The sequence below is a fragment of the Priestia sp. 3CA3 genome (assembly GCF_056836725.1).
The window spans coordinates 1-10942 of the sequence record NZ_JBXENJ010000029.1 but is presented as its reverse complement, the minus strand read 5'-3'; the positions used below and the strand labels follow the sequence as shown (position 1 = coordinate 10942).

General features: G+C 37.8%; 10 protein-coding genes and 1 tRNA gene. 1 reads left to right on the top strand and 10 read right to left on the bottom strand.

All coding sequences use genetic code 11. From position 1 onward, the window contains the following. The 8 genes from AC1VNJ_RS26630 to sigW form a co-directional block, all read right to left on the bottom strand. Nucleotides 1-284, bottom strand: a 284-nt coding sequence (locus AC1VNJ_RS26630) for an SH3 domain-containing protein (protein WP_367077743.1), incomplete at its 3' end; no start/stop codon positions are given. A gap of 158 nt (nt 285-442) precedes the next feature. Further along, nucleotides 443-1159 (bottom strand): YebC/PmpR family DNA-binding transcriptional regulator, encoded by a 717-nt coding sequence (locus tag AC1VNJ_RS26625; protein ID WP_013054976.1) that lies wholly within the window; start codon nt 1157-1159, stop codon nt 443-445. An 861-nt stretch (nt 1160-2020) separates the two neighbouring features. After that, nucleotides 2021-3823 (bottom strand): glutamine--fructose-6-phosphate transaminase (isomerizing), encoded by a 1803-nt coding sequence (gene glmS / locus AC1VNJ_RS26620; protein WP_014461996.1) that lies wholly within the window; start codon nt 3821-3823, stop codon nt 2021-2023. A 430-nt stretch (nt 3824-4253) separates the two neighbouring features. Continuing rightward, complete coding sequence (gene glmM / locus AC1VNJ_RS26615; RefSeq protein WP_028411905.1) at nt 4254-5600, bottom strand: phosphoglucosamine mutase; 1347 nt, start codon at nt 5598-5600, stop codon at nt 4254-4256. 28 nt (nt 5601-5628) lie between these two features. After that, nucleotides 5629-7185, bottom strand: coding sequence for a CdaR family protein (locus AC1VNJ_RS26610; protein ID WP_028411906.1), 1557 nt, complete (start codon nt 7183-7185; stop codon nt 5629-5631). Then, nucleotides 7178-7999 carry a diadenylate cyclase CdaA gene (gene cdaA, locus AC1VNJ_RS26605; RefSeq protein WP_013054971.1) on the bottom strand — a complete coding sequence of 274 codons (822 nt, stop codon included), beginning with the start codon at nt 7997-7999 and terminating at the stop codon, nt 7178-7180. The genes AC1VNJ_RS26610 and cdaA overlap by 8 nt, the downstream gene beginning before the upstream one ends. Nucleotides 8000-8190: 191 nt before the next feature. Beyond that, nucleotides 8191-8796, bottom strand: a complete 606-nt coding sequence (locus tag AC1VNJ_RS26600) for a zf-HC2 domain-containing protein (protein ID WP_482641613.1) — start codon at nt 8794-8796, stop codon at nt 8191-8193. A 14-nt stretch (nt 8797-8810) separates the two neighbouring features. After that, entirely contained in the window at nt 8811-9374 is a 564-nt protein-coding gene (gene sigW, locus AC1VNJ_RS26595) for an RNA polymerase sigma factor SigW (RefSeq protein ID WP_013054969.1), read from the bottom strand. A gap of 164 nt (nt 9375-9538) precedes the next feature. On the opposite strand from sigW, the gene AC1VNJ_RS26590 reads away from it, so the two are divergent. Next, nucleotides 9539-9700 (top strand): aspartyl-phosphate phosphatase Spo0E family protein, encoded by a 162-nt coding sequence (locus AC1VNJ_RS26590; RefSeq protein ID WP_013054968.1) that lies wholly within the window; start codon nt 9539-9541, stop codon nt 9698-9700. 82 nt (nt 9701-9782) lie between these two features. Here the strand turns inward: AC1VNJ_RS26590 and rocF are convergent, their stop codons facing one another. Together rocF and AC1VNJ_RS26580 are read right to left on the bottom strand one after the other, a co-directional pair. Next, nucleotides 9783-10682 carry an arginase gene (gene rocF / locus AC1VNJ_RS26585; RefSeq protein WP_028411907.1) on the bottom strand — a complete coding sequence of 300 codons (900 nt, stop codon included), beginning with the start codon at nt 10680-10682 and terminating at the stop codon, nt 9783-9785. A gap of 163 nt (nt 10683-10845) precedes the next feature. Continuing rightward, nucleotides 10846-10921, bottom strand: a tRNA-Ala gene (locus tag AC1VNJ_RS26580). Between the last annotated feature and the right edge of the window lie 21 nt (nt 10922-10942).

The window sequence follows — 10942 nt, the reverse complement described above, 5'->3', positions numbered from 1 at the left end:
TGTACATAATCGCTGCTTACATAGCCTGTGCGGCCGTTATAGTTAATTTTGTACCAGCTTCCGCTTTTGCTCACCACAGATAGTGTTTGATCTTTTACTACGCTGCCGATAATCCCGTAATTCGTTCCCGCTCCGCTTCTCACATTTAGCTTGCTTGCCGTTACTTTATATGTAACTGTTGCTGCATATGCCTTTTCTTGATTTCCCCCAATTGAGCCAAAGCCAGGCGTTACAGCCGTTGCAAGCGTAGCTGTTAACGCCATCCCCACCATTAATTTTTTCAACTGCTTTCCCTCCATTTATTCCTTATAAAATTCTACTATTTTCTATTCTTAATTCATTATCTTACCATATTCCAAACGAAGGGAAAGGGTCAATAGATGCTTTTCACACGGCCTATAAAAAAAGACAGACCTCTTTGATAGGTCTGCCTCTTTCACTATTATCCTAAATCAACGTTGTGATATACTTGCTGCACATCTTCTAAGTCCTCTAATGCATCAATCATTTTTTCAAACTGAGCTTGTGCATCTTCAGGAAGAGTTACATCATTTTGAGCAAGCATCGTTTGCTCAGCTACTGTAAATTCCGTAATACCAGCATCGTTGAACGCTTTTTGTACCGCATGGAATTGATCCGGATCAGCATAAACAATTACAGAATCTTCTTCTTCTAAAATGTCACGCACGTCTACATCTGCTTCCATTAACAGTTCTAGCGTCTCTTCTTCATCTTTACCTTCTACACCAATAACAGCTGTTGGATCAAACATATACGCTACTGATCCGCTTACTCCCATATTACCGCCGTTTTTACCAAAGGCAGCACGCACGTCTGAAGCTGTTCTGTTTACGTTATTCGTAAGAGCATCTACGATAACCATTGAGCCATTTGGTCCAAAACCTTCGTAACGAAGATTATCGTAATTTTCTTCTGAACCGCCCTTTGCTTTTTCAATGGCACGGTCAATAATTGCTTTTGGCACATTGTATGTTTTCGCGCGTTCTAATACAACTTTTAACGCTTGGTTTGATTCTGGATCTGGCTCACCTTGTTTTGCAGCCACATAAATCTCACGGCCAAACTTGGCATATATACGACTTGTATTAGCATCTTTTGACGCTTTCTTTTCTTTAATATTGTTCCACTTACGGCCCATATTGTTTCACTCTCTTTCAAAATTGAATCTAATAAAATAAATAGGCAATGATATATCCGTTTTTATTATACATCAATTCCCTCTTATCTTTCGAGTTTAATACCTAAAAAAGACAAGCAATCTTTTGGTATATTTCGTTAACTAAATAAATGAGAAAACCATTTGATAACAGGCTGAATGATTTTTGTATATACTTTTTTCAGCGGTTTGTATATACATCTCACCCAAATCCACCGTAGGGGATAGTAGATCATATTAATTATGATCCACTTAACTCCTTTCCAAAAACAGAAGAATATACGCTGACAAAATGAAACCACGGGAATAACAATTTCATTGTAAAATGGCAGCACAACATATTTCCATAGAAGATAACAAGGGTAACAAACCATGTATAAAACAGGGTATAAAACATACTTCCATATAAATCTAGTTATAGGCAAAAAACATCGTTTCCAAACGAAGAGAATAAAAGGATAGATGAGGACACTCCATAGCCAAGAAATAGGATAAACGAATAAAAAACGTATAATGTATCTCCAAATGAAATCAATGACAGGTTGAATAATTCTTGTTCCTATCCATATGAGGGGCTTAGCGATAAAATATATCCATATCTTACACAAAATTTGAAATACAAAATAAAAGGGAAAATACAAGACAAAAAAGATGCCTCGCAACACGTACTTTATACTTTGAGCTACTCCACTAATACTTTTCACTTCCTTTTTTATAAATGAGTTTCGTTCATTTACCTACTCTATTATATAAAATAAATGAAGCAAGCAAATATATTTTTTAGCTCAATGAGAATTATATACAAAAACACCCTTCTATAATAGAAGGGTGTCTAGAACCTTATTATTCTACAGTAACTGATTTTGCTAAGTTACGTGGTTTATCTACATCGCAATCGCGGTGCAATGCAGCGTAGTAAGAGATTAATTGTAAAGGAATAACCGCTGCTAGTGGTGAAAGTGTTTCGTGAACTTTCGGAATCACGTAGCGATCTTCTTCTGTTTCTAATCCTTTCATTGAAATGATACAAGGATTAGCTCCACGTGCTACTACTTCTTTTACGTTACCACGGATGCTTAAGTTTACATGTTCTTGTGTTGCTAATGCAATAATTGGCGTATTGTTTTCAATTAAAGCGATTGTTCCGTGCTTAAGCTCTCCTCCAGCAAATCCTTCTGCTTGAATGTAAGAGATTTCTTTTAGTTTTAACGCGCCTTCTAAACCTACATAATAATCAACAGAACGTCCAATAAAGAATGCGTTGCGAGTTGTTGCTAAGAATTGAAGAGCAATGCTTTCCATTTCTTCTTTGTCGTCGCAAAGTACTTCCATTGTGTTTGCTACGATTGCTAACTCTTGAACTAAATCAAATTCTAATTCAATGCCGCGTGTTTTTGCTGTTACAGCCGCTAGAATTGATAGGACTGCTAATTGAGCTGTATAAGCCTTTGTTGATGCTACAGCAATTTCCGGACCTGCATGAAGTAATAACGTATAATCAGATTCACGAGATAATGTTGATCCCGGAACGTTTGTGATTGTTAACGCTTTGTAACCTAGTTCTTTAATTTGAACTAATACTGCACGGCTGTCAGCTGTTTCTCCACTTTGAGAAATAAAGATAAACAGTGGCTTTTCAGATAAAAGCGGCATGTTGTAAGAGAATTCACTTGCTACGTGCACTTCTACCGGAACCTTCGCCCACGTTTCAATGAATTGTTTACCTACTAGGCCTGCATGATAGCTTGTTCCACATGCTACGATATAGATGCGGTCTGCTTCATCCATTGCTCCTAAAATGTCTGCATCAATGTGCAGTTCATTGTTTTCATTTTGATACTCTTGAATGATTTTACGAACAACTAAAGGCTGCTCATCAATTTCTTTTAACATATAGTGAGGGTACGTACCTTTTTCAATATCACTTGCATCAAGCTCTGCTGTGTAAGGTGCTCTTTCTACCACTTCACCATCAAGCGTTTTAATTGTTACGCCTTCTTTTGTAACAATTACTGTTTCTTTATCCATTAATTCTACGTACTGATCTGTTACTTGAAGCATTGCCATAGCATCGCTTGCTACAACGTTAAATCCTTCGCCAACACCTACAAGAAGCGGGCTTTTGTTTTTAGCTACGTAGATTGTATTTTTATCTTCGTTATCAACAAGAGCTAGTGCATAAGAACCGTGAAGCAAGCTTACTGTCTTGCGGAACGCTTCTTCTACATCTAAGCCTTCTGCTGCGATTTTTTCAATTAACTGAACGATTACTTCTGTATCCGTTTCGCTTTTGAACGTTACATCTTGTAAATATTCACGTTTTAAAATAGCGTAGTTTTCAATTACACCATTATGCACAAGCGTGAAGCGTCCAGATGTACTTTGATGCGGGTGAGCATTTTCTTGGCTTGGTACACCATGAGTTGCCCAACGCGTATGACCGATACCTGCTGGTGCTACAACACTGTTATCTACTGCCTGACGCAATTCTGCAATACGGCCTTTTTCTTTGAATACGTGTACGCCTTCATTGTTAACAACTGCAATACCTGCTGAGTCATAGCCACGATATTCTAACTTTTCAAGACCACGTAATAAAATTTCTTTCGAATCTTCTGTTCCAATATATCCTACAATTCCGCACATAGATAAAATCCTCCTTCATGTATGAAAAGAGAGTCTCTTTTCATCATCAATGATTATCATCTCAATGCTTTTGTCCAATAAGTCACCTCATTGTTTTTCACATCAAGTTTTCGGCCGTGATAATCAACAACCGGGAGGCATCCGCCGATACTTCGATAAACCTCCTCCTCGTCAACTAAGTCGTTTCCGTCCCTTTACTTAGTTCAGGCGCTTTGTATTCACTTTTAAAATAGATTGTTCACTCCTTTACATAAATTAAGAGACGAACAGATTTAATATTACAATAAGAAGTGAGAAAACGTCAATTATCTTCTTTACTATCTGTAAAAACAGCCTTTAGCATCAGATAATTTCCAAGAATTTTTCTCAACAATATAAAAATATGCATAAGCAGCTTGAAACGTCACCGCTTATGCATATAATTAATGAATTACTCTAAGCCCATTTCTTCTTTTACTACTTCTACGATACGCGTTACATAAGTTTCACATTCTTCTTGTGTTTGTGCTTCAACCATAACACGTACTAACGGCTCTGTTCCTGAAGGGCGTACAAGTACTCGGCCATTACCGTTCATTTCTTTTTCCACTTCTTCAATAACCACTTTTACCTTCTCGTTATCTGTAACATGATGCTTATCCGTTACTTTTACATTTACAAGAAGCTGAGGATACTTCTTCATTTCAGCTGCTAATTCTGATAAAGGCTTTTTCGTTGCTTGCATAATGTTTACAAGCTGAATAGCTGAAAGCATACCGTCACCTGTTGTGTTGTAATCTAAGAAAATAATATGACCTGACTGTTCTCCACCTAGGTTATATTGATTAGCTTTCATTTCTTCTACTACATAACGGTCGCCTACACCCGTTTGTGCACTTTCAATTCCGCTAGCTTCTAGTGCTTTATAGAAGCCTAAGTTACTCATAACAGTAGAAACAAGCGTATTTTTCTTTAAACGTCCTTGCTCATATAAGTACTTTGCACAAATGAACATGATTTGATCACCGTCTACAATCTCGCCTTTTTCATCGATTGCGATTAAACGATCTCCGTCTCCATCAAATGCTAACCCAACATCCGCTCCTTTTTCTTTTAAGAAGGCACTTAATGCTTCCGGATGTGTAGATCCTACACCGTCATTGATGTTTAATCCGTTTGGTGATGCCCCCATTGTAGAGATATCCGCATCTAAATCTGCAAATAAATGTGCTGCTAACGATGACGTTGCTCCGTGCGCACAGTCTAATGCAACATGAATACCTGAGAAGTCTTCATCAACCGTTTGTTTTAAGTATTGAAGATATTTTTGTCCACCTTCGAAGTAGTCATTTACCTGACCTAAATCTCCCCCAACAGGTCTTGGTAATTGATCTGTTTCACTATCCATTAACGCTTCAATTTCATTCTCTTGTGCATCTGACAGTTTAAATCCATCTGGACCAAAGAATTTAATTCCGTTATCTTGAACTGGGTTATGTGAAGCAGAGATCATGACTCCTGCTTGTGCGCCAAGTGCTTTTGTTAAATACGCTACCCCTGGAGTTGAAATAACGCCTAATCGCATAACTTCTGCACCAATTGAAAGCAAGCCTGCAACAAGCGCTCCTTCTAACATATGACCAGAAACGCGTGTATCGCGTCCGATTAATACCTTTGGTCGCTCTGCATCTTTTGTTAGAACGTAACCACCTAAGCGTCCAATTTTAAAAGCAAGCTCAGGAGTTAATTCACTATTGGCAACTCCTCGTACTCCGTCTGTTCCAAAATACTTACCCATTAATTTTCTCTCCTTCATGTCAAAACATTTAGTTTCCTGATGTATTATCTGTCTGTCCATCTACGGGTGTAGAATTTTCATCACTTTGATTACTACTATCGTCACCAGTTTCTGTATTATCTGTTGGTGTATCTGTATTGTCTTCAGGTGTATCAGTCTCTTCGCTTGGTTTATCAGTTGAATCACCTGAATTTCCCGTCCCAGGATTTGTTCCTGATCCTGATCCAGTTCCCGTGTCTGGCTTTGTTTCTTTATCGCTCGTGCTTCCACTTGTTTCTTTATCCGTTTGCTCATCATTTGTCCCTGATTGTTTTTTCGCTGTTACACGAACTTTTGCCTGTTTAGTCGATAGTGTTGATGTAACAGAGTCAGGACTATTTATTATAATAGGAACCGTGTGCTCCCCAGCAGATAAATTCCCTACATTCGCTGACAAGCTAATGCCGCTTTTCGTTAACTTATCTAAATCAGATTTTGGTCCTTTTACATCCGCATCTACTGAAGTAGGAGAAAGCAGTTCATACGTGTACTTTGAGGATTGACCAGTTAAAGAAACCGGCAAATTCTTAAATGACTTAGTCTCAGCTGCACTTGCGTCCGTTTCTTCTGCGTCTTTCTCATCACCTTGTTTGTCTACTTCCACATGAACGGTAATTTGTTTAGGACTTACACTATCTATTCCGTCTGGAACAGGGACATTCACCTTAATATCTTTAGATTTCGTAATACCGGTAACATCGACTGGAATATTATCAATTTTATCGATTTTTTCTAAAGAATCAGATGGACCGATAATTTTCACGGTATCTGTTTTAGGCTCTAGCTTCGTAATGTTGACACCGTCGCCTGGCGTGCCTTCTTGAATCACATCGATCGGCACTTTTTTACTAATATTTTTCACCGGGATTGTTACATTGACCGTTTCTGGTTGAACTGTTACATTCAATTTATTTAAATTCTTGTCTAATGCGACAACAGTTGCTTGTTTCGTCACTGTTTTTGAAGCATTATCTAAATCAATAATAGCTTTTACATAAGCAACTTGGTCTAATTGACTTGATGCGCCCGTTACCGTGACGGCTCTTGGGCTAACGGTTGCTTCCCCTGCTTCATACCCATTTTTGACCTTATTTTTATCATAGCTTGCCTCTACTGAAAACTGTTTTGAATCGCGTTCTTCAATTGTTACATTTACAATATCAGGCTTAACCACTACGTTTAAATTATCAGAGATATTTCGATACTGAACCTTGACTCTATGCTGCCCTAAGCTTAAATTATCAAGGTCAATATAAGCTTGATAATCTTTTTGTAGCTTTGTTTGAGCCAAAATATTTTTAGGACCTTCCAGTGTCATAATGACCGTATCCGGAACACCTCTTACAATTCTGTTCTTCTCATTGTAGGATACTTGAACCGGAACATCTGTTAATGTTTCTACTCCAGTGTTGGCAGAACTGCTTCGGTTCAGAATTTTATTTGATGAACTGGCACCATCATCTAAATTAACAGATAAATATAACATGAAGGCTAACAGCAACGCGATAATTTTCATAACCCACGATCGATTCATCAATTTATCCATTCTTCTTCAACCTCCATTGCCAACGAGTGGAAGAAGTTGCTTTAGAAGTTGTGACTAATTCTTTTTCTAGCATTTCTCTTAATGTATCAATGGTCAATTCACGATACAATTCACCGTTTTTGGTAACGGAAATGCCTCCAGTTTCTTCAGATACAATGACAGTCACACTATCTGTTACTTCACTTATTCCTACAGCAGCACGATGGCGAGTACCTAATTCTTTTGAAATAAAAGGACTTTCAGATAAAGGTAAGTAACATGCTGCAGCGGCTACTTGATCCCGCTGTAAAATAACCGCTCCATCATGAAGTGGTGTATTCGGTATAAATAAGTTGATTAATAATTCAGAAGAAATATTAGAGTTGAGCGGTATACCTGTTTCAATATAATCACCCATACCCGTCTCTCTTTCAATTGAGATCAATGCACCTATGCGTCTTTTAGCCATATAATGCGTTGCTTTTATAATCGCCTCAATCGTAACGGTACGTTCATCTTCTTCAGGCAAATTACTGCGTGAAAACAAACGTCCTCTCCCAAGCTGTTCAAGCGCTCGGCGCAGCTCTGGCTGGAAGATAATAATAATAGCTAAAAATCCATACGTTAACGCTTGGTCCATTAACCATTGCAACGTATTTAGTCCAAGGAAGTTACTTATAAAGCGGACAACTAAAATTACCGTGATTCCTTTTAAAAGCTGTACTGCTTTTGTACCTCTTATGACCATAATTAATTTATATATGACGAACCATACCAGGAGAACATCAACAATTTTTCCTAAATATGAGAGGATTGGCAGGTCTCCAATAGGCATCTTCTCACTTCCTCTATATATGTAATAAAGATAACATAACCGTTTTATTATACCATAAAACAAAATTACACTGTAAATTACATCTTATTTTTAAATCCTTGTTCCTATATAATGTAGCCTTCTTTTTATATAAATAAAACCATCCACTGTTCCTCTCTAACAAGATAAGCGGACGGTTTTATGTTTAACTATTAAAAGTCAACAGCTTGCTTGGCATGAGTTTTGACGTTATACCATACCCAGTCAAAAATCTTGTCTAACTCTTCAATATTGCCTGTCACTTCTCCTGCAGAAGCTAGATACTTATCACCATGTATAACAGTAACGTTTCCATCTACTTTTCCTTCAATTTTAATATCGCCATTTCTCACAGTAATATCACCTTTGACGGTCTCACCTTTTGGTACAACGACTGTTTTATCGTGAATGACCAGGTTCGGCTGCTTTGAAACAGAAAAGTCTTCATCCGTTTCCCAAGCTGAAAACACCGTGCCAGACATTAACAACACAAATACAGCAGCTGCACTAAGAATCGGATGGTTTGTAAACCATCTATTCATTCGAATTCGATTCTTCTCACGTGGTAACCCGGCCATAACACCTGCTGTAAAGTTCATAGGTAATTCTATATGAGAAGTGCTTTGCACAAATGCAATCGTTCTTTTTAACTGATGCATATGCTGCTGACAACCTTTGCATTGGTGCAAATGCTCTTTTAATAACAGTTCATTTTCTTTTGTAATATCTCCATCTAAATGCTCATGAATGAGGCTTACATACATTTTTGGACATTTCATTCTTAGTTCACTCCTTACAAGTGGCGAAGTCGATTTCTTAAAGCTTCACGTCCTCTGTGAATTCTAGTCTTTACCGTACCAAGAGGCAGGTCTAAAATATCGCTGATTTCTTTTAACGACAGCTCATCTATATATTTTAGGACAATGACAGTTCGATATTTCTCAGGTAGCTTTAATATTTCCGACTGAATGAATTCTTGCAATTCTACTTGCTCTAGCTCTTCCTCTGGTAAGGCCTGATCGGCAGCTATTTGAGAGTACATATTTAACCCGTCGGTCCCGGCTACTTCTGCATCTAAATAATAGTCTGGCTTTTTTTTACGAATTCGATCAATACAAAGATTTGTAGCAATTCGATATAGCCAGGTGGAAAACTTTTTACTCGTGTCATAGCTATGAATATTTACATAGGCTCGAATAAACGCTTCTTGTGCAGCGTCTTGCGCTTCTTCCCGGTTTCCTAGCATTCGATAACATAGATGAAAAAGTTTATCCTTGTGATATTCTACTATGTCAGCAAACGCATCCTGGTCACCTTTTTTTACTTTTTTTATTTTTCTTTTTAATAATAAATCCATGTAACGGTTACCTCCGCCCATTGCGGGATAGTATATATACGTGTACTTTATCATAAAGTTTCACTTATGCTTAATTATTTTAACAAAAATTTGTCAAATACGTTTAAAAAGATCGTACGTAGGTTATGTAATTAGTATAGATGAAAAGAAGAGGAGTGGAAAGCTTGACTCATACAAAAGAAAACCTTTTGAATCAAATTGAAGAATGTAGAAATAACATGGTCACTCTTGCAGCAGAAAATCCTTTATCATCACTAACAGTGGTGAGAGTAAGCTCAGAGCTAGATGGTCTATTAAATGAATATGAAAAGTTTTTCTCTATATAAAGAAGCTCTAGAATCTGAACTAAGAGCTTCTTTTTTTTACCTTCACATATGTTTCATGTACCTTTTGGTAGGCAATAATGTTTTATACTAATTTTTCTCCTAAAAGTGAGCCCATTAATGCAACAGCTACGGTAGCTGTTTTATTCCGCTCATCTAAAATAGGATTCACTTCCACAAACTCGGCAGAAGTGATTAGCTGAGATTCTGCCAACATCTCCATAGCTAAATGACTTTCTCTGTAGCTTATTCCACCGATAACTGGCGTTCCTACTCCAGGTGCATCATGTGGATCCAGTCCATCTAAATCGAGTGATAGATGAACGCCATCTGTTTTATCACGCAAATATAAAATTGTTTCTTCCATTACTTTTGTCATACCCATTCGATCTATCTCATGCATCGTATACACTTTAATTCCTTTTTCCTTTATTAGCTCTTTTTCTCCTTCATCTAAAGAACGGGCTCCGATAATCACAATATTCTCGGGCTTGACTTTAGGGGCATAGCCACCAATTCGAGTCAATGCTTCGTCTCCTATACCTATACTTGCCGCCAATGGCATACCGTGAATATTTCCGGAAGGAGACGTATCTGCTGTATTTAAATCTCCGTGTGCATCATACCAAATTACGCCCAAATTTTTATAATGACGACTTACTCCTGCTAGTGTTCCGATAGCGATGCTGTGATCTCCCCCTAGCACTAAAGGAAACCTTTTATTTGTAATAACATCACTTACGGTCTGAGCAAGTCTTTCGCTAGCATCCGCTACAGCTTTTAAATTCTTTAAGTTTGTATTTTCATCACTATGTACTCGTTCAGCTAAGGCAATTTCAATATTCCCTTTATCTTCTACACTATATCCAATATTCTCGATGCGTTCCATAACACCTGCATATCGTATCGCACTTGGCCCCATATCGACCCCTCGGCGAGTTTGACCTAAATCCATTGGTACTCCAATAATTGAAAGCTTATTCATAATATGTCCCCCCATCACAAATGTTGCTACTCTCTTATTGTAACGGCTAAATGAGCGATGGCTCAACTCGACACTTTTTTGAATATATATACAATTCTAATTTGTAGAAACTACACAAAAAAACCTTTAAGCAAATTGCTTAAAGGTTGTACGTTTATATGTATGGTGGAGCCTAGCGGGATCGAACCGCTGACCTCCTGCGTGCAAGGCAGGCGCTCTCCCAGCTGAGCTAAGGCCCCAATATGTTTTTTTATATAGAA

Coding starts and splice junctions, on each gene's coding strand:
- glmS (WP_014461996.1), bottom strand. CDS start 3,823: ATGTGCGGAATTGTAGGATATATTGGAACAGAAGATTCGAAAGAAATT.
- AC1VNJ_RS26625 (WP_013054976.1), bottom strand. CDS start 1,159: ATGGGCCGTAAGTGGAACAATATTAAAGAAAAGAAAGCGTCAAAAGAT.
- sigW (WP_013054969.1), bottom strand. CDS start 9,374: ATGGATTTATTATTAAAAAGAAAAATAAAAAAAGTAAAAAAAGGTGAC.
- glmM (WP_028411905.1), bottom strand. CDS start 5,600: ATGGGTAAGTATTTTGGAACAGACGGAGTACGAGGAGTTGCCAATAGT.
- AC1VNJ_RS26610 (WP_028411906.1), bottom strand. CDS start 7,185: ATGGATAAATTGATGAATCGATCGTGGGTTATGAAAATTATCGCGTTG.
- AC1VNJ_RS26600 (WP_482641613.1), bottom strand. CDS start 8,796: ATGAAATGTCCAAAAATGTATGTAAGCCTCATTCATGAGCATTTAGAT.
- rocF (WP_028411907.1), bottom strand. CDS start 10,682: ATGAATAAGCTTTCAATTATTGGAGTACCAATGGATTTAGGTCAAACT.
- cdaA (WP_013054971.1), bottom strand. CDS start 7,999: ATGCCTATTGGAGACCTGCCAATCCTCTCATATTTAGGAAAAATTGTT.